The organism is Nocardioides aestuarii, from assembly GCF_039527245.1.
Classification (GTDB): domain Bacteria; phylum Actinomycetota; class Actinomycetes; order Propionibacteriales; family Nocardioidaceae; genus Nocardioides; species Nocardioides aestuarii.
Map to the genome: position 1 here is coordinate 120,830 of NZ_BAAAJT010000002.1, position 25,690 is coordinate 146,519.

At 71.2% G+C, this 25,690-nt stretch carries 24 protein-coding genes and 4 tRNA genes; 14 read left to right on the forward strand and 14 right to left on the reverse strand.

Annotated features, from left to right (window positions below; all coding sequences use genetic code 11):
- Window positions 1–90: 90 nt before the first annotated feature.
- The gene (locus tag ABD091_RS00680; RefSeq protein ID WP_343915183.1) at window positions 91–1,482 is read left to right on the forward strand and encodes a sulfatase-like hydrolase/transferase; all 1,392 of its coding nucleotides are present in this window, start codon (window positions 91–93) and stop codon (window positions 1,480–1,482) included.
- Window positions 1,483–1,511: 29 nt separating this feature from the next.
- The gene (locus ABD091_RS00685) at window positions 1,512–2,174 is read left to right on the forward strand and encodes a Type 1 glutamine amidotransferase-like domain-containing protein (protein WP_343915184.1); all 663 of its coding nucleotides are present in this window, start codon (window positions 1,512–1,514) and stop codon (window positions 2,172–2,174) included.
- A gap of 10 nt (window positions 2,175–2,184) precedes the next feature.
- Here ABD091_RS00685 and thrS read toward each other — a convergent pair whose 3' ends face one another.
- The 5 genes from thrS to ABD091_RS00710 all read right to left on the reverse strand — a co-directional run bounded on the left by thrS (window position 2,185) and on the right by ABD091_RS00710 (window position 6,315).
- Complete coding sequence (thrS, locus tag ABD091_RS00690) at window positions 2,185–4,173, reverse strand: threonine--tRNA ligase (protein ID WP_343915185.1); 1,989 nt, start codon at window positions 4,171–4,173, stop codon at window positions 2,185–2,187.
- Window positions 4,174–4,212: 39 nt separating this feature from the next.
- Window positions 4,213–4,800, reverse strand: a complete 588-nt coding sequence (locus ABD091_RS00695) for an HAD-IA family hydrolase (RefSeq protein ID WP_343915187.1) — start codon at window positions 4,798–4,800, stop codon at window positions 4,213–4,215.
- Window positions 4,790–5,566 (reverse strand): hypothetical protein, encoded by a 777-nt coding sequence (locus ABD091_RS00700; protein ID WP_343915189.1) that lies wholly within the window; start codon window positions 5,564–5,566, stop codon window positions 4,790–4,792. Before ABD091_RS00700 ends, ABD091_RS00695 begins: the two co-directional genes overlap by 11 nt.
- A gap of 95 nt (window positions 5,567–5,661) precedes the next feature.
- Window positions 5,662–5,733, reverse strand: a tRNA-Val gene (locus tag ABD091_RS00705).
- Between the two features lie 63 nt (window positions 5,734–5,796).
- Window positions 5,797–6,315: a PGPGW domain-containing protein gene (locus tag ABD091_RS00710; protein ID WP_343915190.1), complete on the reverse strand. Its 519-nt coding sequence runs from the start codon at window positions 6,313–6,315 to the stop codon at window positions 5,797–5,799.
- Window positions 6,316–6,401: 86 nt separating this feature from the next.
- Between ABD091_RS00710 and ABD091_RS00715 the strand changes: the two genes are divergently transcribed.
- Window positions 6,402–6,827 (forward strand): SsgA family sporulation/cell division regulator, encoded by a 426-nt coding sequence (locus tag ABD091_RS00715; protein WP_343915191.1) that lies wholly within the window; start codon window positions 6,402–6,404, stop codon window positions 6,825–6,827.
- A gap of 3 nt (window positions 6,828–6,830) precedes the next feature.
- Here ABD091_RS00715 and ABD091_RS00720 read toward each other — a convergent pair whose 3' ends face one another.
- Window positions 6,831–7,652, reverse strand: coding sequence for an aminotransferase class IV (locus tag ABD091_RS00720; protein ID WP_343915192.1), 822 nt, complete (start codon window positions 7,650–7,652; stop codon window positions 6,831–6,833).
- A gap of 106 nt (window positions 7,653–7,758) precedes the next feature.
- Between ABD091_RS00720 and ABD091_RS00725 the strand changes: the two genes are divergently transcribed.
- From ABD091_RS00725 to ABD091_RS00735, 3 genes are all read left to right on the forward strand, one after another.
- Window positions 7,759–7,831: transfer RNA gene (locus tag ABD091_RS00725), tRNA-Gly, on the forward strand.
- Window positions 7,832–7,875: 44 nt separating this feature from the next.
- A tRNA-Cys gene (locus ABD091_RS00730) sits at window positions 7,876–7,949 on the forward strand.
- Window positions 7,950–7,969: 20 nt separating this feature from the next.
- Window positions 7,970–8,044 (forward strand) — tRNA-Val (locus ABD091_RS00735).
- Between the two features lie 178 nt (window positions 8,045–8,222).
- Here ABD091_RS00735 and ABD091_RS00740 read toward each other — a convergent pair.
- The 3 genes from ABD091_RS00740 to ABD091_RS00750 form a co-directional block, all read right to left on the reverse strand.
- Entirely contained in the window at window positions 8,223–8,483 is a 261-nt protein-coding gene (locus tag ABD091_RS00740) for a GlsB/YeaQ/YmgE family stress response membrane protein (RefSeq protein ID WP_343915193.1), read from the reverse strand.
- A gap of 750 nt (window positions 8,484–9,233) precedes the next feature.
- Window positions 9,234–9,602, reverse strand: a complete 369-nt coding sequence (locus ABD091_RS00745) for a VOC family protein (protein ID WP_343915194.1) — start codon at window positions 9,600–9,602, stop codon at window positions 9,234–9,236.
- A gap of 48 nt (window positions 9,603–9,650) precedes the next feature.
- Window positions 9,651–9,977 carry a hypothetical protein gene (locus ABD091_RS00750; protein WP_343915195.1) on the reverse strand — a complete coding sequence of 109 codons (327 nt, stop codon included), beginning with the start codon at window positions 9,975–9,977 and terminating at the stop codon, window positions 9,651–9,653.
- Window positions 9,978–10,211: 234 nt separating this feature from the next.
- Between ABD091_RS00750 and ABD091_RS00755 the strand changes: the two genes are divergently transcribed.
- Together ABD091_RS00755 and ABD091_RS00760 are read left to right on the forward strand one after the other, a co-directional pair.
- A complete protein-coding gene (locus ABD091_RS00755; protein WP_343915196.1) occupies window positions 10,212–11,186 on the forward strand; it encodes a PAS domain-containing protein in 975 nt (324 codons plus the stop codon).
- Complete coding sequence (locus ABD091_RS00760; RefSeq protein ID WP_343915197.1) at window positions 11,183–11,560, forward strand: response regulator transcription factor; 378 nt, start codon at window positions 11,183–11,185, stop codon at window positions 11,558–11,560. Before ABD091_RS00755 ends, ABD091_RS00760 begins: the two co-directional genes overlap by 4 nt.
- 15 nt (window positions 11,561–11,575) lie before the next feature.
- Here the strand turns inward: ABD091_RS00760 and ABD091_RS00765 are convergent, their stop codons facing one another.
- The 3 genes from ABD091_RS00765 to ABD091_RS00775 form a co-directional block, all read right to left on the reverse strand.
- Window positions 11,576–13,570: an ATP-binding protein gene (locus tag ABD091_RS00765; protein WP_343915198.1), complete on the reverse strand. Its 1,995-nt coding sequence runs from the start codon at window positions 13,568–13,570 to the stop codon at window positions 11,576–11,578.
- A gap of 52 nt (window positions 13,571–13,622) precedes the next feature.
- On the reverse strand, window positions 13,623–14,612 hold the full coding sequence (locus tag ABD091_RS00770) for a potassium channel family protein (RefSeq protein ID WP_379189211.1): 990 nt from the start codon (window positions 14,610–14,612) through the stop codon (window positions 13,623–13,625).
- Between the two features lie 115 nt (window positions 14,613–14,727).
- The gene (locus ABD091_RS00775; RefSeq protein ID WP_343915200.1) at window positions 14,728–15,654 is read right to left on the reverse strand and encodes a YihY/virulence factor BrkB family protein; all 927 of its coding nucleotides are present in this window, start codon (window positions 15,652–15,654) and stop codon (window positions 14,728–14,730) included.
- A 17-nt stretch (window positions 15,655–15,671) separates the two neighbouring features.
- Here ABD091_RS00775 and ABD091_RS00780 point away from each other — a divergent pair, with 17 nt between their 5' ends.
- Window positions 15,672–17,333 (forward strand): acyl-CoA dehydrogenase family protein, encoded by a 1,662-nt coding sequence (locus ABD091_RS00780; RefSeq protein ID WP_343915201.1) that lies wholly within the window; start codon window positions 15,672–15,674, stop codon window positions 17,331–17,333.
- A gap of 245 nt (window positions 17,334–17,578) precedes the next feature.
- Here ABD091_RS00780 and ABD091_RS00785 read toward each other — a convergent pair whose 3' ends face one another.
- Window positions 17,579–18,922, reverse strand: a complete 1,344-nt coding sequence (locus ABD091_RS00785) for a cation:dicarboxylate symporter family transporter (protein WP_343915202.1) — start codon at window positions 18,920–18,922, stop codon at window positions 17,579–17,581.
- Between the two features lie 122 nt (window positions 18,923–19,044).
- Here ABD091_RS00785 and ABD091_RS00790 point away from each other — a divergent pair, with 122 nt between their 5' ends.
- Together ABD091_RS00790 and ABD091_RS00795 are read left to right on the forward strand one after the other, a co-directional pair.
- Window positions 19,045–20,634, forward strand: coding sequence for a sensor histidine kinase (locus tag ABD091_RS00790; RefSeq protein WP_343915203.1), 1,590 nt, complete (start codon window positions 19,045–19,047; stop codon window positions 20,632–20,634).
- Entirely contained in the window at window positions 20,631–21,314 is a 684-nt protein-coding gene (locus ABD091_RS00795) for a response regulator (RefSeq protein WP_343915204.1), read from the forward strand. Before ABD091_RS00790 ends, ABD091_RS00795 begins: the two co-directional genes overlap by 4 nt.
- Window positions 21,315–21,317: 3 nt before the next feature.
- Here ABD091_RS00795 and ABD091_RS00800 read toward each other — a convergent pair whose 3' ends face one another.
- Complete coding sequence (locus ABD091_RS00800) at window positions 21,318–22,766, reverse strand: glycine hydroxymethyltransferase (RefSeq protein WP_343915205.1); 1,449 nt, start codon at window positions 22,764–22,766, stop codon at window positions 21,318–21,320.
- A gap of 275 nt (window positions 22,767–23,041) precedes the next feature.
- On the opposite strand from ABD091_RS00800, the gene ABD091_RS00805 reads away from it, so the two are divergent.
- The 3 genes from ABD091_RS00805 to ABD091_RS00815 are packed head-to-tail and all read left to right on the forward strand — an operon-like array spanning window position 23,042 to window position 25,679.
- Window positions 23,042–24,772 carry a nitrite/sulfite reductase gene (locus tag ABD091_RS00805; RefSeq protein ID WP_343915206.1) on the forward strand — a complete coding sequence of 577 codons (1,731 nt, stop codon included), beginning with the start codon at window positions 23,042–23,044 and terminating at the stop codon, window positions 24,770–24,772.
- Window positions 24,769–24,939 (forward strand): hypothetical protein, encoded by a 171-nt coding sequence (locus tag ABD091_RS00810; RefSeq protein ID WP_343915207.1) that lies wholly within the window; start codon window positions 24,769–24,771, stop codon window positions 24,937–24,939. Before ABD091_RS00805 ends, ABD091_RS00810 begins: the two co-directional genes overlap by 4 nt.
- Window positions 24,936–25,679, forward strand: coding sequence for a phosphoadenylyl-sulfate reductase (locus tag ABD091_RS00815; protein WP_343915208.1), 744 nt, complete (start codon window positions 24,936–24,938; stop codon window positions 25,677–25,679). Before ABD091_RS00810 ends, ABD091_RS00815 begins: the two co-directional genes overlap by 4 nt.
- Window positions 25,680–25,690 lie beyond the last annotated feature (11 nt).

The following is a 25,690-nucleotide window of genomic DNA, read 5'->3' on the forward strand; positions in this document are numbered from 1 at the left end:
CGAAAGCACCGTGGTTCGGCCCTCCTCGGGTTACGGTCTCCCCTGCCCCGCTCACCAGCAGTCACCCCCTGCCTGCCCATCCGGAGAACCATGTCTCGGATCCTCACCGTCGCCCTCCTGATCTCGCTGGCGCTCCTCACCCCGACAGCCAACCGGGGAGCCACCGCGAGGCCGTCGTCGGCCACCGCGGGTCCTCACCCGAACGTGCTGCTCATCTACGTCGACGACATGCGCGCCGACGACCTCGCCTTCATGCCCTACACGCGCTCGCTCTTCGACGGCGGCACCCGGTTCAGCCAGGCGATCAGCCCCCACCCGCTGTGCTGCCCGGCGCGCGCCGAGCTGATGACGGGCCAGTACGCCCAGAACAACGGCGTCCACCACAACCGCGGACAGTGGGGCGGCAACGAGGCACTGGTGCGCGCCGGCGACGACCACCTCCTCCCCGGGTGGTTCCAGGACGCCGGCTACCAGACGTCCTACGTCGGCAAGTACCTCAACGGCTACGACGGCGGCCAGATCCCGGGCACCGACTCGAGCGAGGTGCTGATGCGCCGCACCTACGCACCGACCCTCTACTCGACGTGGCAGCACGGCACGGTGCGCCGACACCGCGAGGCACAGACGACGTGGATGGCCCGCCGGTCGCGCGACATCATCCGCGACTCGCCCGCCGGTCGGCCCTTCTTCCTCACCGCCGCCTACCTCGCTCCCCACGCCAACAAGTGGCACGGCAACTGGATCCCGCCCGTCCCGCCGGAGGGCTACGACCACCTCCGTCGCCGTGACCGGCGGCCGCCCTCCTTCGACGACCCGGCCTTCAACGAGGCGGACATGTCCGACAAGCCCTCGACGATCTCCGGCCGGGACAAGACCAGCCGCGACGCCGTGAGGCGCCACCACAAGGCCCGTGTCCTGTCGCTCTACGCCGTCGACGACGCGATCCGGTCGACGGTCCGCACGTTGAAGCGGGAGGGCAAGCTGTCCGAGACGATCATCGCCTTCACCTCCGACAACGGCTTCCAGCTCGGCGAGCACCGACTGTGGAACAAGGACCAGCCCTACCAGCAGTCGTTGCGGGTCCCGTTCATGGTCCGCGGGCCCGGCGTGGCCGCGGGCCCGCGTGACGACCTCGTGACGACGGTCGACATCCCGACCACCCTCGCGTCCCTCGCGGGCGTCACCCCCGGCCGGTTGCAGGACGGTGTCGACGCGTTCGCCGCGCCCGACGACCGCGCCGTGCTGATCCAGTCCGGGGCGGACGACGCCGAGTGGGACTGGCGGGGCGTCTACACCGGACGGTGGACCTACGTGGAGCACACCACCGGCGAGGTCGAGCTCTACGACCGGGCGAGCGACCCTGCCGAGCTCGAGAACCTGGCCGGCCGTCCGGCACACCTCGACGACCAGCAGCGCCTGGCCGGGGTCTACCAGTCGCTGCGCAACTGCGCCGGCAGCGAGTGCGTGACGACGGCTCCCTGACGTCGGGAGCTGTGGCAGGCTCCACGGGTGTGAAGCTGCTGCTGACGTCCGGCGGGATCACCAACGACTCGATCCACGCCGCCCTCGAGGACCTCCTCGGCATGCCCGTCGGTGAGGCCGACGCGCTCGTCGTGCCGACCGCCCAGTGGGGCCACCCGATGTGCGGCCCCGCCTCGGTGCGCGGCCTGGTCGCGGCCACGCCGTCGTTCCGCCACTTCACCGCCCTGCCCTGGGCCTCTCTCGGCGTGCTCGAGCTGACCGCCCTCCCGACCGTCGGCAAGGATCGATGGGTCCCCTGGGTGGAGGCGGCCGACGTGCTGCTGGTCGACGGCGGTGACGCGACCTACCTCGCCCACTGGCTGCGCGAGTCGGGCCTCGCGGCACTGCTGCCGGAGCTGCACGGGACCGTGTGGGTGGGGATGAGCGCAGGCAGCATGGCGCTCACGCCGCGGATCGGTCAGGACTTCGTCGAGTGGGCCGGAGCGCCGGACGACCGCACCCTGGGCGTCGTCGACTTCTCGATCTTCCCCCACCTCGGCGCGTTCCCCGGCAACTCCCTCGAGCACGCCGAGCGCTGGGCCGCCGACCTCGACAATCCGGCGTACGCGCTCGACGAGCAGAGTGCCCTCACCGTCGTCGACGGCGTCGTGGACGTCGTCTCCGAAGGTGAGTGGCACCTGCTCAGGAGCTAGGCGGCGTCGCTCAGACCTGGCCCTTGGTGGCGACGACGTTGAGGACGCGCTGGATCGCCTCGTCGACGCCGACCCCGTTCTCCTGGTGTCCGTCGCGATAGCGGAACGACACGGCGTGCTCGGCCATGTCGTCGTCGCCGGCGATCACCATGAACGGCACCTTCTGCAGCTGTGCGTTGCGGATCTTCTTCTGCATCCGGTCGTCGGAGTCGTCGACCTCGACCCGCAGCCCGAGCGCACGCATCTGGTCGGCCACCTCGGCGAGGTAGTCGTGGTGGCGCTCGGCGATCGGGATCAGCTGGACCTGGACCGGCGCGAGCCACGGAGGGAAGGCGCCGGCGTAGTGCTCCACCAGGACGCCGATGAACCGCTCGATCGAGCCGAACTTCGCCGAGTGGATCATCACCGGCTCCTGGCGCGAGCCGTCAGCCGCCTGGTACTCGAGACCGAAGCCCTTGGGCTGGCTGAAGTCGTACTGGATCGTCGACATCTGCCACGTGCGACCGATGGCGTCGCGCGCCTGGACCGAGATCTTCGGGCCGTAGAACGCCGCGCCACCCGGGTCGGGCACGAGCTCGAGACCGGTCTCGCTGGCGACCTCCTCGAGCACCGCGGTCGCGGTCGCCCAGTCGTCGTCGGAACCGATGAACTTGTCCTTGTTGCGGTCGTCGCGGGTCGACAGCTCGAGGTAGTAGTCGTCGAGACCGAAGTCCTGCAGCAGGGACAGCACGAACCCGAGCAGGTGCTTGACCTCGTCAGGCGCCTGCTCCTTGGTGACGTAGGAGTGGGAGTCGTCCTGGGTCATGCCGCGCACGCGGGTCAGGCCGTGCACCACACCCGACTTCTCGAACCGGTAGACACCGCCGAACTCGAAGAACCGCAGCGGCAGCTCGCGGTAGGAGCGGCCTCGGCTCTGGAAGATCAGGTTGTGCATGGGGCAGTTCATGGCCTTGAGCCGGTACTCCGCCCCCTCCATCTTCATCGGCGGGTACATGGTGTCGGCGTAGTAGGGCAGGTGGCCGGAGGTGTGGAAGAGGCCGTCCTTGCTGATGTGGGGGGTGCCGACGTACTGGAACCCCTCCTCGATGTGACGGCGGCGGACGTAGTCCTCCATCTCACGCTTGATCACGCCACCCTTGGGGTGGAAGACGGCCAGGCCGGATCCGAGCTCGTCCGGGAAGGAGAAGAGGTCGAGGTCACGACCGAGCTTGCGGTGGTCGCGACGCTCCGCCTCCTCGATCCGGTGGAGGTGCTCGGCCAGCGCCTCCTTCGACTCCCAGGCGGTGCCGTAGATCCGCTGCAGCTGCTTGTTCTTCTCGTCCCCACGCCAGTAGGCCGCCGCGGTGCGCATCAGCTTGAAGGCGGGGATCCGCTTGGTGGTCGGCAGGTGGGGGCCACGGCACAGGTCGCTCCAGGCGACCTCGCCGTTGCGTCGTACGTTGTCGTAGATGGTGAGCTCACCGGCTCCCACCTCGACGGACGCGCCCTCGGCGGCATCCTCCGCGCCGGCGCCACCCTTCAGGCCGATCAGCTCGACCTTGTAGGGCTCGTCCTGGAGCTCGTCGAGCGCAGCCGCGTCGGTGGTGACCCGACGCTCGAAGCGCTGGTTCTCCTTGATGATCTTGCGCATCGCGGTCTCGAGCTTGTCGAGGTCCTCCGGCACGAAGGGGGTCTCGACGTCGAAGTCGTAGTAGAAGCCGTTCTCGACCGGCGGCCCGATGCCGAGCTTCGCCTCCGGCCACAGCTGCTGCACGGCCTGGGCGAGGACGTGGGCGGTGGAGTGGCGCAGGATGTCGCGACCGTCGGGGCTGTCGATGGCGACCGGCTCGACCTCGTCGCCGTCGGCGAGGACGTAGGCGAGGTCCTTCAGGTCGCCGGCGACGCGGGCCGCGACGGTGTCGGGCTGCTCGGTGAAGAGCTCCCAGGCCTTGGTGCCGGTCGTGACCGTCCGCTCCTCGCGTGCGTCAGCAGCGAGCAGGGCGATCTTGATCTCGGACACAGGGTGCTCCTCGTTCGGGGTCGGGATGACCCGTCGAGCCTATCGAGCACCGCCGGCCAGCAACGACTCGATATCCCGGATAGACCGTGCGGTCTCCTCGTGGAGCACGGCCCGCCACCCGGCGGAGCGGGCGCCCTCGACCGCTCCCTCCCAGTCGTCGAGGAAGACGATCCGTCCCGGGTCGACCCCGAGCTCGCAGGCAGTGTGGTCGAAGACCTCCCGGTCGGGCTTGGCCATCCCCACCTCGTGGGAGTAGACGAGGACGTCGGCCATGTCCTCGAACCCGTGGTGCCGCTCGGCCTCCCGGGCGCCGGGACCGGAGTTGCTCAGGATGCCGGTCCGGTAGCCCCGACCACGCAGCGCGGCGAACCACTGCGCCATCCCCACGTCGAGCTCGCCGACGTACCAGCGCCAGAATCGGGCCAGGAGGTCGTCGACCCCGGCATCGTCGAGGCCCAGCCCGTGCTGCCAGGCCGTGCGCACCTGCTCGGGCGAGACCTTGCCGCGCAGCGCGTCACCCTGCAGCAGTCCCACGTCCGGGATCTCCGGCGGGAACAACGCGTCGTCGTTGACCTCGAGGACGCCTCCGATGTCGAGCACGACCGCCTCGACCCGCTCAGTTGCCACCGTCGAACCCACCCCCGTCGAACCCGCCACCGTCGAAGCTGCCACCGTCGAAGCCGCCACCGTTCGTCCCGAAGCCGTCGAAACCGCCGACCCCGCCCATCAGGGCGATGTCGGGCGTGGCGTACATCCACATCATCGCACTGGCCGAGGCCTGGCCCTCGGGGAAGTAGCCGCGGCTCCAGGGGTGGAACGTGGCCCCGGCCTCCCAGTAGGGCACCTTGCGGCCGCCGATCCCGATGGTGAACACCTCCGGCTTCTCCCGCGCCCGTAGCTGCGCCGAGCACCGGGTACAGGCCGGCACCGAGCGCGTCCCGGTGCGGGGGCTGGTCCACATCACCTTGCCGTCGGAGGGGCCGTGCTGGGGGTTGAAGAAGCACGGCACGGTGGGCTCGGGGACCGCGCGGCCGGCAACGCGGGCCCGCACGCAGACCATGGCGTAGCGGCCGGTCGCCAACGTGTCGACGAGAGCGCTCACCTGGTCGAAGTGGTCGATCCTCGCGACCTCGCGCTTGGCGTGCTCGTAGGCGTCGAGGGCGACCTGGTAGTCCTCACGTGCTGCCGGGTCCAGCCGGCGGTCGGCCACGTGGTCGTCGAGGCGCTGCAGCTGTTCTCCGAAGACGGTCACGTCCTGGTCGGCGACGCGGCGCACCTGCTCGAGCTCCGCGGCCAGCTCGCGCCGCTCCGCACGTACGACGCGGACCCGCTGCGCGGCATAGGCCCCGGCACCTCCGCCGGCGCCCAGCACCAGCAGCATGAGCCACTCCATCCACCGGGTCTACCACGCACGCCCCCCGGAGGACAGGTCCCGCCGTCACAGCACACGAGGCCGGCCCTCGTGGGGCCGGCCTCGCGTGTGTCCGGTGGGCGATACTGGGTTCGAACCAGTGACCTCTTCGGTGTGAACGAAGCGCGCTACCACTGCGCCAATCGCCCTCGGCGGTCAGACTGTACAACCCGCTCCGCGCGGCCACGAAACCGGGACGCGCCTGCCGCACCTCACCGCTCGCTGACCGGCTTCTCCTTGCGCTTGGCCGCCTCGTCCGCCTTCTTGATCTTCTCCTCCAGCGTCTCGAGAGCGTCCGGGTCGGAGTGGTAGCGGCGATAGCTGTAGACGATGAGCCCGAGCGCGATCAGGGCCGACGCGATCTGCGTGATGCCGGTGCCGAGACCGCCGAAGAGCCACCAGAAGTCCGAGAGCGGCCACCAGTCGGGGGCCGGCGGGCTCCAGATCCACAGCACGCCGCAGCCGACGAGGACGAGCACGCCGAGCAGGGAGAGCGAGATCCGCATCCAGTTCTCGACGCCCTCGGCCGCAGCCTTCAGCGCGCGGTACTTCATCGGGTCGGTCCTCCGCTCGGCCCAGTCGTACTGCTGCGACAGCAGGGCCAGGCCGGCGAAGACGCCGAGCAGCCCCGGTCCGGGCAGCACCATGGCGGCGATGCCGGCCAGCAGCAGCACCCAACCAGCTGTCTCCAGCACGACCCGCTTGGCGGCTCCCCCTCCGGGCACGTTCACGTCGCAGACCCTATAGAACGACCGGTCGGACCCACGCCGATCTAGACCACCCCTAGCCCGCGAGTCGTGTCCTCGTTGACCCGGGCATGGAGGGACGACAGGCCGAGACCACGGTCGCGCAGCAGCTGTTCATGCGTTGCCTGGCGCCGGTGGAGGGCATGCAGCAGGCGGAGTTCGGCTACGACGTCGACGACCCGTTCTCGGTGACCGTGACGCTCGCCGACGCGGGCGGGGAGTCCTGGGAGCTGGCACGCACGGTGCTGGTCCAGGGCATCACAGGCGTCGCCGGAGCGGGCCACGCCCGCGTCTGGCCGATCGTGAACGACGCCGGTCGGTCGCTCGTCGTGCTCCACCTCGAGTCTCCGCAGGGCGAGCTCGTCGCGGAGGTCCTCACCACCCAGCTCGACCGCTTCCTCGGGCGCACCACCGCGCTCGTCCCGCTCGGCACCGAGAGCGAGCGGCTGGACCTCGACGCACTGGTCGAGCAGCTGCTCACCTCCGAGCCGGGCTGAGGACTAGTCGCCCAGCAGCTCCGGCTCGCGCTCACGCCAGCGCTCCGCGGCCGCGGCCGTCACCGGACCCGGGGCGGGCAGGTCGAGGTCGTCCCAGCGCGACACGGCCTGGACGTCGCGCGTCGTCGAGACGAGGAAGACCTCGCTGGCGCTGCGGACGACGCCGATCGGCTCGTCGACCTCGCGACCGCCGAACCACTCCAGCACCAGCGCCCGGGTGACGCCGGCGAGGCAGCCCGAGGCCAGTGTCGGCGTCCGCAGCTCGCCGTCGACGACGTAGAAGACGTTGCTGCCGGTGCCCTCGCAGAGATGACCGGCGACGTTCGCGAAGACGGCCTCCGAGGCGCCTCGCTCGCGTGCGTGGGCCAGTGCGACCACGTTCTCGGCGTACGAGGTCGTCTTGAGGCCCGCCAGGGCCCCACGCTCGTTGCGGGGCCAGGGCACGGTGGACACCGCCGTCACGTCGGGGAACGGCGTCATCGCATCGGCGACGACGACCAGGGTCGGCGGGGCGTCACCCCGCCCGGACCCCAGCGGTGCCGGACCACCGGTGTAGGTGACCCGGATGCGTCCGAGCGGGAGGTCGTGGTCCGCCAGCACGGCCGCCACGGCGCGGCGCACGACAGCGTCGTCGACCTCCGGGAGTCCGAGCCCGGACGCGCTGCGGGCAAGCCGATCGAGGTGCCGTGTGAGGGCGAACGGCCGCCCGTCGACCACCTTGATCGCCTCGAAGACACCGTCGCCGACGGTGAACCCGTGGTCGCTCACGGCGACCGCCGGACCCCTCGGATCGGAGAGGATCTGACCGTCCACCCATGCGCGCATGGCGCCACCCTAGGGCCGCGAACACGCCCCCAGGGGGTGGATTTTGCGCCGATCAGGGCATGGGCTACTGTTCTGACCGCACCGAGCCGCAAGGCCCGGAACGCAAGCGGACGTAGCTCAGTTGGTAGAGCGCAACCTTGCCAAGGTTGAGGTCGCGAGTTCGAGCCTCGTCGTCCGCTCTGGGGACACAGGACGGTCTTCCGGGACTGTGTCTGGCCTCCACGGTGGGTTGGCCGAGAGGCGAGGCAACGGACTGCAAATCCGTGTACACGGGTTCAAATCCCGTACCCACCTCCACCCACCACAACTCAAGACCCGGGCGATTGGCGCAGTGGTAGCGCGCTTCCTTGACACGGAAGAGGTCACTGGTTCAAACCCAGTATCGCCCACCAGCATGACCGCAGGTCAGAGGCCGGTTTCCATCACAGGAAACTGGCCTCGCGCCTTTCAGATCGGCAGTGACGACCAGAGCGCCCCCGACCGCAACCCGATGGACGCCGGGCATGGTCGAGACACAGCAACGCCCCCGGCTCCGCGGAAGTCCGGGGGCGGTTTGCTGCTCGAGCGACGTCAGGCTCGGGTCTTGCCCTTGCCGGCAACACTCTCGGCGACACCGATCAGCAGCACGGCTGCGATGACTGCCAGGACGAAGCCGAGAACGTTCAGCTCCCAGATGCTTCCGGTGCCGAAGAACTGGGCGATGATCCCGCCGATGAGTGACCCGACCAGCCCCAGTCCGAGGGTGGCGAGGATGCCGAGGTTCTGCTTCCCGGGCTTGATGAGGCGTGCGAGCGCGCCGATGATGAGGCCTGCTACGAGGAATCCGATCATGGAGCGAGCCTACGCGGGTGGGCCTCGCGCGTGCTTCATCCGCGCTCGGGGGCAGACCTGGACTCCCCCAATACCGGTGATGCCCTCTGTGGCTGACGTGCCGCAGGGTTGGGCCTGTTGGTGGCCTCTCCCCCGTAGTTGCCGACGTGGCGCCGCTTCCCTGTCCTCAACCGGGGGGTTCCAGGACACGGGAGCGGCGCCAGCCTGTTCGTCCGGGCACTCCCCTGCGGTGTCGGGACTTCTCGTCTTCGTCACCGAGGCGCCCGCGGATGGGTTCGTCTCGAAAACAGCCAAGTGGCGAACACCAGGCCCGCCGTCCCGCAGACTGCTCATGCTTGGTTCGAAGCCCCCAAACGCTTCGCTGCAAGTAGGCGTCGTCTCGCTATCCCGGCAGCAAACCCGTTGCACGCGAGGCGGCGCCGCCCCCGGCCAGCGGTCACCGCGGCGAGCCAGGGGCACGATGGCCCTCGCGGCTGGTCTCACCACGCGGACGCGAGGCGTCCACCGTGATCACTCAGAGTGGGCAACAACCCTCACGTAGCGTTAGTTTCATGGGGTCGCGATCGGGACGGGGGCTCCGCGACCGACGACCGCAACCGGGGGATTGCGGCTGCCGGAGACGGCCATGCTGGCTCCGGCAGGGCGGCCCGTGGAGAATTCCGAGACTCGGCGGGCCGTCCGTCCGGCGGCGGCCACCACGGCCGACATCACCCCTCGCCCCCGCGCCGGGCACCGCTGCACGGCAGCCCCTCAGTCCAGGCAGAACTCGTTGCCCTCGACGTCGTGCATGACCTGGCACGACTCGTTCACGTCGTCGGCGAGGAGCAGGGCTCCGCGCGTCGCGCCGAGGGCTTCGAGCCGGACCGCCTCGGCCTCGAGCGCCGCCAGCCGCTCCTCCCCCACCAGCCCCGTCCCGACGCGCACGTCGAGGTGCACGCGGTTCTTCACGATCTTGCCCTCAGGCACCTGCTGGAAGTAGAGCCGTGGTCCGACGCCGGTCGGGTCGGCCGCCACCACGCCGTGCTGCTGCTCGTAGCCGAGCACCTCGGCCCAGAACGCGGCCACCCGCTCCGGATCTGCACAGTCGAAGGTGACCTGGACCTGCCGGAGAGCTGCCACACGCCGACGATAGGGCGCCAGGCGCGGGGCGGTCGACCGAGTTCCCGGTCAGGCCTCGCGGACCAGGGTGGCGCGGTAGTGCTGGTGCGGAACCTGAGGAGGCCCCCAGGTCAGCACGACGTCGAACGCGCGGCCGTCGATGCTCGCGCGGTAGTGCCCCGGCGCCACCAGTCGCGCCTCCGACGTGCCGACGAGGGAGACCCAGAAGGTCCGCCAGTCGTCGGAGACGAGCTCGTCGGAGATGTCCGCCACGGTGAGCGGCACGGGCTCGGCCAGCGGAGCCGCACAGGGCGTCACCCGCACCAGCCGGCCGACGAGGCCGGCGAGGTCGGTCCAGGACGGTTGGGTGGTGATCGGCTCTACGGTGATCGTCATGAGCGCTTCCTCCGTGACGCGCGCGCTCCCCGTCGACCGGGGGGCGTCCTCTCGAGCGTGACGCGCCCACGAGCGCGGTACGTCGTCTTCGGCGGAATTGACCCGATCGGCCTATACCACCTCGCACGACAGGACGGCCCTGACGTGCGACTCTTCCCGGGTCCGTCACGCGGGCGCCATACTGCGAGCAGACGAACCCCCGCGACCCCTCGCGTGGGGGAAGGAGTCAAGCCCATGGACGAGCTGGTCGGCATCACCGACCTCGCGGTCCGCTGCGCTCGCGCCGAGGATGTCGTGCAGGTGCTCGAGGCGGCGGTCTCCGCCCTGCCGGCGTTGCTCGGAGCCGCGGTCCAGCACGTGCCGCCCGGCACCGAGCCCGAGCCGTGGGGACCTCCGGTGCCGGCCCGGGTCGATGCCCACGAGCTCCCCGGGCTCGCCGGCACCCTGCTCGTTGCCTGGCCCGAGCAACGATCGGGGCCGGACCCCATGGCCGCGGCGGCCCTCGCGATCGTCGACACCGCCGTGGGACGCCGGTCTGCCCAGGCTGAGCACGCCGACCTCGCGGCCCGGGTCGACTACGCCCAGCACCTCGCCAACATGGGCGACTACGACTGGCACATCGCCAGCGACACCAATCGGTGGTCCGACCAGCTCTACCGGATCTACGGCCACGAGCCCCAGTCGTTCAACGCCAGCTATGAGCGGTTCCTCTCGATGCTCCACCCGGACGACCGCGACCGCATCACGGCCGTCCACCAGGAGGCCTACCGGACCGGCGAGCCCTACCAGATGACCGAGCGGGTCATCCGCCCTGACGGCGAGCTGCGCTACCTCGCCTCCAACGGGCAGGTGCTCATGGACGCCGGCGGCACGCCGCTGCGGTTCCGCGGCACCTGCATCGACATCACCGACCGCGTCCTCGCCGAGCAGGAGCGTGAGGAGGCGGCGGCCCGGGCCGCCGAGCACGCGTACCGGCGGCGCCAGGCGCTCGAGCTCAACGACTCCGTCGTCCAGGGACTCGTCGCCGCGACCTACGCGCTCGAGCTCGAGGACCTCGACCAGGCGGTGCGCCACGTCGCCGGCACCCTCGGCGCAGCGCGGGCGATGATGGACGACCTCCTCGACCCCGGCGAGGACGACGAGCTGGCCCCCGGCGACCTCGTCCGCAGCGCGCCCGCCAGCTTCGACGAGCCGGAGCCGGAGCGGTGACCGTGGCGCCGCCCGCGCCGCGGCGGGTCCTCCTCGTCGACGATGCCGAGGACCTGCGCACGCTGCTGCACATCAAGCTCGACCGCTCCGACGAGCTCGTGGTCGTCGGCGAGGCGGAGGACGGCATCGACGCCGTCGAGCAGGCGGCGCGGCTCCAGCCGGACCTCGTGCTCCTCGACGTCTCGATGCCGCGGATGGACGGGCTCGAGGCGCTGCCGCTGATCCGTGAGGCGGTGCCGGGCGTGCGGGTCGTGGTCCTCTCGGGGTTCAACGAGGCAACGATGGCTCGCAACGCCCTGGCGGCCGGCGCCGAGCACTACGTCGTCAAGGGCGCACCGCTGGGCGAGCTCGTGGAGCTGCTCGAGTCGCTGTGACGCGAGGCCAGCGTCTCAGTCGTAGGCCGGGAGGGTGACCTCGAAGACGGCTCCGGACGTGCCGTCGGTGCGGTTGTGGGCGTGCACCTTGCCGCCGTGGCGGAGCACGATGCGCCGCACGATCGCGAGCCCGAGACCGGTGCCCTCGTAGTCGGCGCCGTGGGCCCGGTGGAACTCCTGGAAGATCCGCTCCTGCTCACCGGCCGGCAGGCCGACCCCGTTGTCGGTCACCGTGATCCGGGCCCATCCCGCGGCGGCCCGCTCCCCCGCGACGACGACGTGGGGCGTGGTGCCGGGCGCGACGTACTTGAGGGCGTTGCCGACGAGGTTCTCGAACAGCTGGGACACCAGGACGCGGTCGGCGCTCACCCAGGGCAGGTCGCCGACGCTGACCAGGTCGCCGGCTCCTCGGGCGGCGGCGATCGAGGTCACGAGCTCGACCAGGTCGACCTTGCCGAGCTCGAGCCGCCGGTTGCCGGACGAGGCGTGGTCGAGGAGGTCGGCGATGAGCGAGTGCATGCGACCGCTGGCCAGCCGCAGCTGCTGGATGAAGCTGCGGACCATCACCGGCTCGAGCTCGCCGGCCTCCGCCTCGTCCTCGAGCATCTCGGTCCACCCCTCGATGGCCGCGAGCGGGTTGCGGAGGTCGTGGGCGACGGTGCCGGCGAAGTTCGCCAGCTCCGTACGCCGTGTGTAGGCGTCGGTGGTGTCGCGGAACATCAGCAGCGCCTGCGAGCGTGCTTCGCCGTCCTCGCCCACGAGCGGCACGGCCGAGACCGACAGCACCTGGCCGAGGCCGTCCGGGGCGAGCACGACCTCCTCGTCCTCGACGGTCTCCCCGCGCATCGCGCGCTGGCTGGGCCGCTGCCGGGGCGGGACCCGGGTGCCGTCGGGGAAGTAGACGTCGAAGCCCGGGTGGTCGTCGTCGCCGCGCGTCGGGTCGGCGTAGCCGAGTCGATCGGCCGCCGGGTTGCTGATGACCACGCGGTCGTCGCGGTCGACGACGGCCACGCCCTCGGTCATCGACGTGATGACGGTCTGGAGCAGCTCGGCCTGGAAGCGGGACCGCTGACCGGCCGTGCGCAGCTCCGACTCGAGCACCCGGTTCTCCTCGCGCCGGGTCGACAGCGCGAGGCCGATGAACAGCAGCGTCACGACGTAACCCTGGGCGAGCGCCGCCTGCACGGCGGGCGAGCTGATCTCGGCGAAGCGGCCCACCCCGGCCAGTGTGACCACGACGGCGCCCAGTCCGGTCAGCGAGGCGTGGAGGGCGGTCGCGAGAGGCCGGAAGCGCACGCCGACCCAGACCGTCCCGATCGGGAGCAGGAACCCGACGGGCAGGTTCACCGCACCGAGTCCCACGGCCTGCAGCGCGACCGTGAACAGCACCGCGGCGGCGTACTCCACCGGCCCGAGGCGGCGACCCAGCCACGCCGGGCGTGGCCGGGGGCGGCTCAGGTGGTGGCCGACCAGGAGTCCGAGGGGGGTCACCAGCATCGCCCCGCCGAGCTGGCGGTTGAACCACAGCCCGGTCTCGACCCACCCGGTCCCGACGCCGGCGAGCAGGCTGCCGACGGCGCCCACCAGGGCACCCACCGCCATGCCCACCACCACCGCACCGAGTGCCCGGAACACGACCTTGAGGGAGTCGAACCCGCGAGTGCCGCCGCAGCCCCACAGCGACGGCGACCACCGCCGCAGGAGCGTCACGGCCACGAGCGTCTGAACGGTGTTGCTGACGGTCAGCGCCAGCGACAGCTGCCACGACGCGCCCGTGGCGAGGCTGACGCCGAACGCCGCGACGGCGAGGACGGCCGTGTCGGGCGAGCGCCAGGTCGCGCCCCTCACGAGGAACCACAGGACGGCCACCCCCGCTGGCGGCCAGATCACGGCCAGGGAGCCGTCGACGGTGAGCAGGCGCGACAGCAGCCCGACCGCCACCCAGGCGACCGGGAACAGCGCCATCAACGGCCACCGGTCTCCCGACCGGGTGCCCCCCACTTCAGCCATGCGTCCTCGCGACTCGTCATCCCCTCCGAGAGTCGGGACGAACACTAGCGGCTCAGGGCTCGTCGGTGGCGAACTCCTCGTCGTGGGTGCCGGGCCGGGGCGCCCACGGCAGCTCCTTGGCCGGCCGGACGACGACCAGCCGGTCGCCACGGGCCAGCTGGGTCACGACCGGGTCGAAGTAGCGGTAGACCTTCTCGTCGCGCACGACGGCGATCACCTGGTCGGGCAGGGACTGCGGCTGCTGGCCCACCTCCGAGACCAGCAGGTCGCGCTCGGCGACCTCCAGGCCCTCGCCGTAGGTGAGCAGGTCCTCCATCACCGACCCCAGGGTCGGCGAGAGCGTCGAGAGGCCGAGCAGCCGGCCGACGGCGTCGGAGGAGGTGATGACCGAGTCGGCGCCCGACTGCTTCATCAGGGGCGCGTTCTCCTGCTCGCGCACCGAGGAGACGATCCAGGCGTCGGGGTTGAGCTGGCGCACCGTGAGCGTCACGAGGACGTTGGAGTCGTCGCGGTCGGTGGTGATGATGACCTGCTGGGCCCGGGCGACCCCGGCGCGGCGCAGGACGTCGCGCCGCGTCGCGTCGCCCTTGATGATCGCGAGCCCGTCGGCGTGCGCCTCCTGCTCGGCGACCGACCCGGTGTCGACGACGACGATGGAGTCCTTGTCGGACCCGTTGTTGACCAGCGTCTCGACGGCGCTGCGGCCCTTGGTGCCGTAGCCCACGACGACGACGTGCTCTCCCATGTTCTTCCTCCACCGGGCTACCCGGATCATCTCGCGTCCCTGCGAGGCGAGCACCTCGAGGGTGGTGCCGATCAGCAGCACCAGGAAGGCGATGCGTGCCGGGGTGATGTAGAAGGCGTTGACCATGCGCGCCACGTCGGAGGTGGGCGCGATGTCACCGTAGCCGGTCGTGCTGAGCGTGACCGTCGTGTAGTAGATCGCGTCGAGGAGGTCGACCTCGCCGTCGTAGGTGTCGTTGTAGCCGTCGCGGTCGAAGTAGACGACCAGGACGACGGAGAGCAGGATGCCCAGCGCCATCAGCAGCCGGCGCGACAGCTCCCACCACGGGGAGCGCTGGTGCTCGGGAAGCGACACCTCACCCCGGATCGGGCCCTCGTGGGCGTCGAGCAGGTCGTCGGTCACGAGCCTGAATCTAGTCCGTCACCTGGTCGGTGGAGCGGGAGGCGGGCGTCATCCGCTCCTTGAGTCGCTGGACCAGCTCGCTGCGCGCGCTCGTCGTCGACTTCTGGGGGAAGACGGAGTCGAAGGCCGCGTTGACCGCCGCCCCGATCAGCACCGCCACGGAGAGCAGGTAGAGCCAGAGCAGGACCGCGATCGGCGAGGCCAACGGGCCGTAGATCGAGCCGGAGTCGGCCGCGGTCGTGGTGAGCACCCACCGGAGCAGGAAGGAGCCGCCGATCCACGACAGCATCGCGAAGACGGCGCCCGGGAGGTTGAAGCTCCAGTTGGTCCGGACCGGCACCGACACGTGGTAGAGCGTCGCGAGGAAGCACACGGAGACCACCACGACGGTCGGCCAGTAGAACTCCATGACGAACAGGGCCCGCTCCGGCAGCAGGTCGCTGACCAGCGACGGGCCGGCGACCACCAGGGGCAGCGTGAACACCCCGGTGATGATCGCCAGGAGGTAGAGCATGAACGAGAGGGCGCGGGTCTTCACGATCCCGCGGTGACCGCCGAGCCCGTGCATGATCGTGATGGTGTCGACGAAGACGTTGAGGGCGCGCGACCCCGCCCACAACGACAGCACGAAGCCGAGCGAGATGACGTCGAAGCGACGCGAGGAGAGCACGTCGTCGATGGTCGGCTCGATGATCTTGCGCACGGCGTCCTCGGTCAGCGCCCGTGAGGAGATGTCGATGACGCCCTGGCGCACCTGCTCGATGTCGGCGGGCGAGAACTGACCGGTGACGAAGCCGATCATGCCGGCGAGCGCGAAGACGAGCGGTGGCACCGACAGGATCGCGAAGAACGCCGCCTCCGCGGCGAGGCCGGTCACGCGGTAGCGGAGGCAGGAGCCGAAGGTCGTGACGACCAGTCGCCACAGCGTCTCCCGCATGCGCCTACGGTATCGGCATGAGCAGCCCGAACCCGGCAGGTGGGGCCCCTCGGCCCGACCTTCGCGCGAGCACCAACCAGGCCCCGCTGCTGGTCGGCCACGACGTGGTCGCCTCCGACGCCGCGCTGGTCGAGGCCGTGACGCGGCACGCGTCCGCCGAGGTCGTCGACGACCTGAGCGCTCTCGGGCTGCTCGCCGGATCGGCCGAGGCGCGGGAGCACGGCATGCTCGCCAACCGGCACCACCCGGAGCTCACGCCGTACGACCGCTGGGGCAACCGCGTCGACGAGGTCGAGTTCCACCCGTCATGGCACTGGCTGATGGAGCGGGCGGTGGGCCAGGGGCTCGCCGCTGCGCCGTGGGAGTCCGACTCACCCCACGCGCACGTCCGACGCGCGGCCGGCTTCATGGCGTGGTCGCACACCGATCCCGGCCACGGCTGCCCCATCTCGATGACGTACGCCGCGGTGCCGGCCCTCCGCGCCGACGACGCGCTCGCCAAGGAGTGGACCCCGCTGCTGGCGAGCACCACCTACGACCCCGGCCTGCGGCCCCTCGCCGAGAAGCGCGGCGCGCTCGCCGGGATGGGCATGACCGAGAAGCAGGGCGGCTCCGACGTGAGGGCCAACGTCACCCGGGCCGTCCCGACAGGCACCGACGGCGAGTACACGCTGCACGGCCACAAGTGGTTCACCTCCGCCCCGATGAACGACGTCTTCCTGGTGCTCGCTCAGGCCGAGGATGGGGTGACCTGCTTCGTCGTCCCGCGAGTGCTGCCTGACGGCAGCCGCAACCGGCTCGACGTCGTCCGGCTCAAGGACAAGCTCGGCAACCGCTCCAACGCCTCCAGCGAGCTCGAGCTCGACGGCACCGTCGCCGTGCGTCTCGGCGACGAGGGGCGGGGCGTGCGGACGATCATCGAGATGGTCGCGGCGACACGGCTGGACTGCGTCCTCGGCTCGACGTCGTTGATGCGCCACTCGCTCAACGAGGCGGCATGGCACGTCACCCACCGCTCGGCCTTCGGCGGGCTGCTGGCCGACAAGCCGCTGATGCAGAACGTCGTCGCCGACCTGCAGCTCGAGGTCGAGGCGGCCACCGCCCTCGCCGTCAGGCTCGCCGCCGCGGTCGACCGGGCGTCGGACCCCCACGAGGCCGCGTTGCGCCGGATCGCGCTGCCGCTGGCCAAGTTCTGGGTCTGCAAGCGCACCCCCGGGTTCGTCGCCGAGGCTCTCGAGTGCCTCGGTGGCAACGGCTACGTCGAGGAGTCGGGTCTGCCGCTGCTCTATCGCGAGGCGCCGCTGAACTCGGTCTGGGAGGGCTCCGGCAACGTCAACGCCCTCGACGTCCTGCGTGCGCTCTCGCGGGAGCCCGAGGTCCTCGACGCGTGGATCACCGAGGTCGGGGCCGCTCGCGGCGGCGATGCCCGTCTCGACCTGGCCGTGGAGGACACGCTCCGGCTGCTGGGTGACAGCGCCGGCCTCGAGGTCTCGGCGCGGCGACTGGCCGGGCGGATGGCCGCCTGCCTCCAGGGCGCGCTGCTCGTGCGGCACGCGCCGCCCGAGGTGGCCGACGCCTTCTGCGCCTCGCGCCTGGCCGACGGCCACGACGGCACCTACGGGATGCTCGCCGGTGGCGACCTGGCCACGCTGGTGGAGCGGGCGACACCCGCGGTCTGAACCGTCCGGCGGGCCGAGCACGCCCCGGGTGCTACCTCGACACCGTGGGCCGTGGAGGTCCGCACCCGAGGCGTGCGCCCACTGTTGGTCGGCACCCTGAGGGATGGGACGCGCCGCGAGGCGGTCGCGTCCCAGGCTGCCAGTGGGTCAGCTGCGATGCTACGGCGCCGCCACGCGGCGTACTCCCGCGCGAAGGACCCGGTGTGGCAACAAAACTGCCACAACCGGGTCCCACGCGTCGTCGGTCAGGCGCTCGCCGGCTCGGGTGCGCGCACCGGTTCCTCGTCGTCGACCATCGTCGCCTCGTCGAACGGGTCGTCGCCGGACAGGACGCCGTCGAGCCTCGCGCGGTCGAGGCCCCCGGTCCAGTGGCCGATGAGCACCGTGGCCACGGAGTTCCCGGCGAAGTTGGTCAGGGCGCGGGCCTCGGACATGAAGCGGTCGATGCCGACGATCAGGCCGACGCCGTCGACCAGCTCGGGGCGGTGGCTGCTCAGGCCGCCGGCCAGGGTCGCCATGCCGGCGCCGGTCACACCCGCCGCACCCTTCGAGGCGATCATCATGAAGAGCAGGAGCGAGACCTGCTCGCCGATGCTCAGCGGGTCGCCGAGCGCCTCCGCGATGAACAGCGAGGCCATCGTCAGGTAGATCGCGGTGCCGTCGAGGTTGAAGGAGTAGCCGGTCGGCACGACGACGCCCACGGTCGGCTTGTCGACGCCGGCGTGCTCCATCTTCGCGATCAGGCGCGGCAGGGCCGACTCGGAGGACGAGGTCGACAGGATCAGCAGGAACTCACGGCCCAGGTAGCGGAAGAGCGACCAGATGTTGACGCCGGTCGTGACCTTCAGCAGCGTCCCGAGCACCACGAAGACGAAGAGGATGCAGGTGACGTAGAAGCCGACCATCAGCACCGCGAGGCTCTTGAGGGCGTCGAGGCCGGTGGCGCCGACCACGGCCGCGATGGCACCGAAGGCGCCGACCGGGGCGGCCCACATGATCATCGCGAGCACCCGGAAGACGACCTTCTGGACGTGGCCGATGCCGCGCAGCACGGGTTCGCCGGCGCTGCCCATCTGCTGGAGGGCGAAGCCGACCAGCAGCGCGATCAGCAGCGTCTGGAGCACCTCGCCGGAGGTCAGGGCCGAGAGCAACGAGGTCGGGATGATGCCGATGAGGAACTCGGTCGTGCTGCCGTGGCCGGCGGCGGCCTGCTCCTGGCCGGCGCTGATCGCGGCGTCGTCGAGCTGGAGCCCGGAGCCCGGGTGGAGGATGTTGCCGACCACCAGGCCGATGGCCAGGGCGACGGTCGACATCGTGAGGAAGTAGCCGAGAGCCAGGCCGCCGACCTTGCCGACGCGGGCGGCGTTGGCGACCGAGCCGACGCCGAGCACGATGGTGCAGAAGATGACCGGCTGGATCATCATCTTGATCAGGGCGACGAAGGCCTCGCCCAGCGGCTTGAGCTGGACGGCGAACGCCGGGGCGACCATGCCGACCAGCACGCCGGCGAGCACGGCGGCAATGACCGCGAGGTAGAGGTAGTGCGACCGGTCGCGCGTACGCGGCCGCTCGGGGGTGGTGGCGCTCATGAGGTTCCTCCTGGGCGTGGGCCGGCTCCCTGCCGGCTCCGTCCCGCTCAGGGTGTCCGCGGCTGTGACGGCCGTCACCGTTGTGTTCGTTGAGTTCACGCACCGTGCGGCACAATGCCGCGGTGCCCAGCCGCCCTCCCCGCCGCCCGACCCGGGAGCCCTCGGTCGCGCGGCAGGTGCTCGCGCTGCAGGTCCTGCTGGTGCTGCTCCTGGTCGCCTGCGCGCTCGGGCTGGCGGCGTACGACGCGCGCAACGACGCACGGGCGACCGCGACCGAGCGGGCGGTCGCCGTCGCCCGGTCGGTCGCCGACTCCCCGACCACGCTCGGCGCGCTGCGCTCGGCGGACCCCACCGAGCGGTTGCAGCCCTACGCCGAGCAGGTCCGGGTCGACACCGACGTCGACTTCGTCGTGGTCATGGCACTCGACCGCACCCGCTTCACCCACCCGGACCCCGCCCAGATCGGCAAGCCCTTCATCGGTGACCTCGGCGGCGCACCCGAGGGTCGCGTGTTCGCCCAGGAGTACGCCGGCACCCTGGGGCCGTCGATGCGCTCGGTCGTGCCGGTGGTCGACGACGGCAGCGTCGTGGCGATGGTCTCGGTCGGCATCACCGTGGCCGCGATCGACGACCAGCTGCGCGACGACCTGGTCCTCGTCCTCGGGGTGGGCGGGATCGTGCTGCTCGCGGGCGTGGCCGGCGCCTGGCTGGTCAGCCGCCGGCTCGACCGGCTCACCCACGGCCTGGGCGAGCAGGAGATCACGCGGATGTACGAGTACTACGACGCCGTGCTCCGGGCCGTCCGCGAGGGACTGCTCCTCGTCGACGAGGACGGGCGGGTGCAGCTGGTCAACGACGAGGCCCGACGGCTGCTCGACCTGCCTGACGACGTCGTGGGCCGGTCGGTCCACGACCTCGGTCTCGCACCGGGCCTGGTCGCTGCGGCACTGGGCCAGGACGCGGAGGCCGACGAGCTCTACACCGCCGGCGACCACCTGCTGCTGGTCAGCTCCTCCCCCGCGACCTGGCGCGGCCGCGAGGTCGGGGCGGTCGTGACCCTCCGCGACCACACCGAGCTGCGGGCGGTCACGGGTCAGCTCGACGTCGTCCAGGGACTGACCGACTCGCTGCGCTCCCAGACCCACGAGCACGCCAACCGGCTCCACACCGTCGTCGCCCTGCTGGAGATGGGCCGGGCCGAGGAGGCGGTGACCTTCGCGACCGAGGAGCTGCTGCTCGCCCAGAAGCTGACCGACCGCGTGGTCGCCGCGGTCGGTGACCCGGTCGTGACCGCCCTGCTGCTCGGCAAGACCGCCGAGGCGTCCGAGCGGGGCGTCGTCCTCACGGTCGCGGGTGAGCTGCCGGAGGGTGGTCCCCTGCCCTCGCGCGACCTCGTGACCGTGCTGGGCAACCTCGTCGACAACGCCTTCGACGCGGTGGCCGACAGCGAGGAACGCCGGGTCTCGGTCACCCTGGCCGGCGACACGGACGCGCTGGCCGTCGTCGTCGAGGACAGCGGCCCCGGCCTCACCGACGACGAGGCCCAGCACGTCCTCGAGCGCGGGTGGACGACCAAGGGCCGCGGTGACGCCGGCGCCCGCGGGATCGGGCTGGCGCTGGTCGGTCAGGTGGCGCGACGCCACCACGGCCGGGTCACGATCACCGGTTCCGACCTCGGTGGCGCGGCCTTCACCGTGGAGGTACGCCGATGACCACGCGGGTCCTGGTCGTCGAGGACGAGGCGGTCGCGGCCGAGGCGCACGCGGCGTACACGAACCGCGTCGCGGGGTTCGAGGTCGCCGGTGTCGCCCACTCGGTCGCCGAGACGCTCCGGCTCCTCCAGGCGGACCCGGCGATCGACGTCCTGCTGCTGGACATGAACCTGCCCGACGGGCACGGGCTCGGCCTGCTCCAGCGACTGCGGGCCGCCGGCCACCCGTGCGACGTCATCGCCGTGACCGCGGCGCGCGACGCCGACGTGGTCCGCGCCGCCGCCACCCTCGGGGTGGTGCAGTACCTCATCAAGCCGTTCACGTTCCCGACGTTCCGCGCCAAGCTCGAGCAGTACGCCGCCTACCGGGCCCAGCTCGCCGCGGCTCCCGAGCAGATCGCCCAGCACGAGGTCGACCGGCTGCTGGGCTCGCTGCGCCCCTCGGTGGCGCAGACCCCGCTGCCGAAGGGGATGACGCCCGAGACGCTGGAGCAGGTGACGACCGCGCTGCGCGAGGGCAGCGAGCCGATGTCGGCGGCCGAGGTCGCCGAGCGGATCGGCAGCTCGCGGGTCACGGCGAGGCGCTACCTCGAGCACCTCGCCGACACCCGTGTCGCCGAGCGGCGTCCCCGCTACGGCCGCAGCGGCCGGCCCGAGGTGGAGTACCGCTGGCTCAGCTGAGCGTCATGCCAGGTCGAGACCGGGGTAGAGGGGGTGCTTGTCGAGCATCTCCGCCGACGCCGACCGGACCCGGTCCGCGACGCCGTCGCCCAGGACGTAGGACGCCTTCGACACCTCGCCGGCCTTCGTGGTGCCGGGCTGCGTGTTCGACAGCACCTCGACCACGAGCTCGGCCGTGCGGTCGAACTCCTCGGCCCCGAAGCCGCGGGTCGTCAGCGCCGGGGTGCCGAAGCGGATGCCGGAGGTGTACCAGGCGCCGTTGGGGTCGGCCGGGACGGAGTTGCGGTTCGTGACCACGCCCGCGTCGAGCAGCGCCGTCTCCGCCTGGCGGCCGGTGAGGCCGAAGGAGGAGACGTCGAGCAGGACGAGGTGGTTGTCGGTGCCGCCGGTGACCAGCGTCGCGCCGCGCTTGAGGAAGCCGTCGGCCAGCGACTGGGCGTTGTCGGCGATGCGCTGGGCGTAGTCGCGGAACTCCTGGGTCCGGGCCTCGGCGAGCGCGACCGCCTTGGCGGCCATCATGTGCGACAGCGGGCCGCCGAGGACCATCGGGCAGCCGCGGTCGACGTCGGGCGCGAACTCCTCCTGCGCGAGGACCATGCCGCCGCGCGGGCCGCGGAGCGACTTGTGGGTCGTCGTGGTGACGATGTGCGCGTGGGGCACGGGGTCCTCGTCGCCGGTGAACACCCTGCCGGCCACGAGGCCCGCGAAGTGGGCCATGTCGACCATGAGGGTGGCGCCCACCTCGTCGGCGATCTCGCGCATCTTGGCGAAGTTCACGCGTCGCGGGTAGGCGGAGTAGCCGGCGACGAGCACCAGCGGCTGGAACTCGCGGGCCTTCGCCCGGACGGCGTCGTAGTCGAGCAGCCCGGTCTCCGGGTCGGTGCCGTACTGGTTCTGGTGGAACATCTTGCCGCTGATGTTCGGCCGGAAGCCGTGGGTGAGGTGACCGCCGGCGTCGAGGCTCATGCCGAGCAGGCGCTGGTGGCCGAGCTCGGTGCGCAGCGTCTCCCAGTCCTCCTCGGAGAGCTCGTTGACGTTCTTGGCCCCGAACTTCTGCAGCCACGGGCCCTCGACGTGGTGGGCGAGGATCGACCAGAAGGCGACGAGGTTGGCGTCGATGCCCGAGTGGGGCTGGACGTAGGCGTAGGGAGCGCCGAAGAGCTCGCGCGCGTGCTCGGCGGCGACCGACTCGACGGTGTCGACGTTCTGGCAGCCCGCATAGAAGCGGTGGCCGACGGTGCCCTCGGCGTACTTGTCCGAGAACCAGGTGCCCATCGTCAGGAGCACGGCCGGCGAGGCGTAGTTCTCGCTGGCGATGAGCTTGAGCGAACCTCGCTGGTCCTCGAGCTCCTGGCGGGTGGCCGCGGCGATCCGGGGCTCCACGCCGCCGATGACGTCGAGGATCTGGGAATAGGCGCTGCTGATGCTCTGGTTCACCGACTGCTCGCTCATGGCGACACCCTAGTGACGCTCGCGGTGTGAGGCGGAACACGCCCACCGCGTGAACAGCGGCCCAGCGTCTCATTATTCGGCGCTTGATCTCACATCATGAGATTTCGGTTTGTGGAAGGGGGGTCCACGCCCTGAGACTCGTTCCATGATCACTGCTGCGACGCACGCCTTCCTCGTGGTTCGACGCCACGTGGACCTCGGGCGAACCCGCAGCATGATGTGTCCGCGCTGAGAGCTCTCGACCACCACTCGACTCCAGCTGAGGACACTCCCCCATGTCAGACCTCCGGTACACCGCACAGCCGGCCACTCGCACCGAGATCCCGCGCCCGAAGCGCGGTGAGGGCCAGTGGGCGCTCGGCTACACCGAGCCGCTGAACAAGAACGAGCAGTCCAAGAAGGACGACAGCCCGCTCAACGTCCGCGACCGGATCCTCCACACCTACTCGAAGCGGGGCTTCGACTCGATCGACCCCGCGGACCTGCGCGGCCGCTTCCGCTGGATGGGTCTCTACACGCAGCGCCGTCCCGGCATCGACGGCGGCAAGACCGCGGTGCTCGAGGAGGAGGAGCTCGACGACCGCTACTTCATGTTGCGGGTCCGCTCCGACGGCAAGCTCCTGACGCCGGCCACCGTGCGGGCGCTGGGCACCATCGGCGTCGACTTCGCGCGTGACACCGCCGACGTCACCGACCGCGAGAACATCCAGTACCACTGGATCCGGATCGAGGACGTCCCCGCGATCTGGGAGCGGCTCGACGCCTCCGGCCTCCACAGCCTCGAGGCATGCGGCGACTCGCCCCGTCCCTTCCTCGGCTCGCCCGTCGCCGGCGTCGCCCAGGACGAGATCATCGACGGGACGTCGGCGCTGGAGGAGATCGAGCGGCGCTACATCGGCAACCCCGACTTCGCGAACTTCCCGCGCAAGTTCAAGACAGCGCTCACCGGTCACCCCTCCCACGACGTCTCCCCGGAGACCAACGACGTGGCCTTCGTCGGCACCGTCCACCCCGAGCACGGCCCCGGCTTCGACGTCTGGGTCGGCGGCGGACTGTCGACCAACCCGATGCTGGCGCAGAAGCTCGGCGTCTGGATCCCGCTCGACGAGGTCCCCGACGCCTGGCAGGCGGTCGCCTCGATCTTCCGCGACTACGGCTACCGCCGGCTGCGCTCGCGCGCCCGCCTGAAGTTCCTCGTCGCCGACTGGGGTGTCGACAAGTTCCGCGAGGTGATGGAGAACGAGTACCTCGGCCGCGAGCTCGTGCGCTGCGAGTCGCCCGCCTCGCCGACCGGCCACCGCGACCACATCGGCGTCCACGACCAGCGCGACGGCAACAAGTACGTCGGGATCGCACCGACCGCCGGACGCGTCTCCGGCACGCTGCTCGTCCAGCTCGCCGACCTGATGGACGAGTACGCGGTCGAGGGCGCGCGGCTCACGCCCTACCAGAAGATCGTGCTGATCGGCGTCGACCCCGCGGTCGTCGACGAGCTGCTCGACCGGCTCGACGCCATCGGCCTCTCCGCCCGGCCCTCGGCGTGGCGGCGCAACACGATGGCCTGCACCGGCATCGAGTTCTGCAAGCTCGCGATCGTCGACACGAAGAACCGGGCCCGCGACCTGGTCACCGAGCTCGAGAAGCGGTTCCCGGACCTCGACGCGCAGGTGCCCGACGGCATCACGGTCAATGTCAACGGCTGCCCGAACGCCTGCGCCCGCACCCAGGTCGCCGACATCGGGCTCAAGGGCCAGCTCGTCATGCACGACGGCGAGCAGGTCGAGGGCTTCCAGGTCCACCTCGGCGGCGCGACGGGGCTCGAGGCCAACTTCGGGCGCAAGCTGCGCGCCCACAAGGTCACCAGCGCCGGGCTCGACGACTACGTCACCGCCGTCGTCACCAACTTCCTCGCCGACCGCGAGGAGGGCGAGCGGTTCGCGACCTGGGTCGCCCGGGCCGACGAGGAGCTGCTGCGCGGCGACAAGACCCTGGCGGGTGCCTCATGAGCGAGCGCGCCGTGCCGTTCCACTGCCCCTACTGCGGTGAGACCGACCTGTGGCCCCACGAGGCGACGGACGGCTCGGCCGGTCACGGCCAGTGGGAGTGCCGCGGCTGCCAGCGGGCCTTCAGCGTGAAGCTCCTCGGCCTGCTCCGACCGGGAGGCACGTCATGACCGCCGCGACCACCCGTCGCGCCAGCGAGGCGCGCGGCACCCACACCGAGGGTCGGTCGTCGGAGGAGCTGCGCGAGCTGGTCTCCCACGTCGGCGCCGAGCTCGAGCTCGCCCCGGCCGAGCACATCATCGAGTGGGCGGTGGCCACCTTCGGCGAGCGCTTCTGCGTGACGTCGTCGATGGGCGACGCCGTGCTGGCACACCTCGCCGCCAAGGTCGCTCCGGGCGTGGACGTCGTCTTCCTCGACACCGGCTACCACTTCGCCGAGACCATCGGCACGCGCGACGCCGTCGAGGCCACGCTCGACGTCAACCTGCTCACGATCACCCCGAAGCAGACGGTGGCCGAGCAGGACGAGGCCCACGGCAAGGACCTCTACAAGACCGACCCCGACCTGTGCTGCCAGCTGCGCAAGGTCACCCCGCTCGCGGAGTCGCTGGCGTCGTACGACGCGTGGGCGACGGGGCTGCGACGGGCCGAGACCCACAACCGCGTGATCGCGCCGGTCGTGGGCTGGGACGCCCGCAAGGGCAAGGTGAAGGTGTCTCCCCTGGCGCGCTGGAGCGACGAGCAGGTGGAGCAGTACATCGCGGACAACGGCGTCCTCGTCAACCCGCTGGTCCATGACGGCTATCCGTCGATCGGCTGCTGGCCCTGCACGCGCCGGGTGGCCCCCGGCGACGACCCGCGCAGCGGGCGTTGGGCAGGCACGTCGAAGACCGAGTGCGGGATCCACTGAAGGAGGAATGA

Coding starts and splice junctions, on each gene's coding strand:
- ABD091_RS00680 (WP_343915183.1), top strand. CDS start 91: ATGTCTCGGATCCTCACCGTCGCCCTCCTGATCTCGCTGGCGCTCCTC.
- ABD091_RS00700 (WP_343915189.1), bottom strand. CDS start 5,566: ATGGAGTGGCTCATGCTGCTGGTGCTGGGCGCCGGCGGAGGTGCCGGG.
- ABD091_RS00715 (WP_343915191.1), top strand. CDS start 6,402: ATGGAGGGACGACAGGCCGAGACCACGGTCGCGCAGCAGCTGTTCATG.
- ABD091_RS00720 (WP_343915192.1), bottom strand. CDS start 7,652: ATGCGCGCATGGGTGGACGGTCAGATCCTCTCCGATCCGAGGGGTCCG.
- ABD091_RS00740 (WP_343915193.1), bottom strand. CDS start 8,483: ATGATCGGATTCCTCGTAGCAGGCCTCATCATCGGCGCGCTCGCACGC.
- ABD091_RS00750 (WP_343915195.1), bottom strand. CDS start 9,977: ATGACGATCACCGTAGAGCCGATCACCACCCAACCGTCCTGGACCGAC.
- ABD091_RS00755 (WP_343915196.1), top strand. CDS start 10,212: ATGGACGAGCTGGTCGGCATCACCGACCTCGCGGTCCGCTGCGCTCGC.
- ABD091_RS00765 (WP_343915198.1), bottom strand. CDS start 13,570: ATGGCTGAAGTGGGGGGCACCCGGTCGGGAGACCGGTGGCCGTTGATG.
- ABD091_RS00770 (WP_379189211.1), bottom strand. CDS start 14,612: ATGGCGCTGGGCATCCTGCTCTCCGTCGTCCTGGTCGTCTACTTCGAC.
- ABD091_RS00775 (WP_343915200.1), bottom strand. CDS start 15,654: ATGCGGGAGACGCTGTGGCGACTGGTCGTCACGACCTTCGGCTCCTGC.
- ABD091_RS00780 (WP_343915201.1), top strand. CDS start 15,672: ATGAGCAGCCCGAACCCGGCAGGTGGGGCCCCTCGGCCCGACCTTCGC.
- ABD091_RS00785 (WP_343915202.1), bottom strand. CDS start 18,922: ATGAGCGCCACCACCCCCGAGCGGCCGCGTACGCGCGACCGGTCGCAC.
- ABD091_RS00795 (WP_343915204.1), top strand. CDS start 20,631: ATGACCACGCGGGTCCTGGTCGTCGAGGACGAGGCGGTCGCGGCCGAG.
- ABD091_RS00800 (WP_343915205.1), bottom strand. CDS start 22,766: ATGAGCGAGCAGTCGGTGAACCAGAGCATCAGCAGCGCCTATTCCCAG.
- ABD091_RS00805 (WP_343915206.1), top strand. CDS start 23,042: ATGTCAGACCTCCGGTACACCGCACAGCCGGCCACTCGCACCGAGATC.
- ABD091_RS00810 (WP_343915207.1), top strand. CDS start 24,769: ATGAGCGAGCGCGCCGTGCCGTTCCACTGCCCCTACTGCGGTGAGACC.
- ABD091_RS00815 (WP_343915208.1), top strand. CDS start 24,936: ATGACCGCCGCGACCACCCGTCGCGCCAGCGAGGCGCGCGGCACCCAC.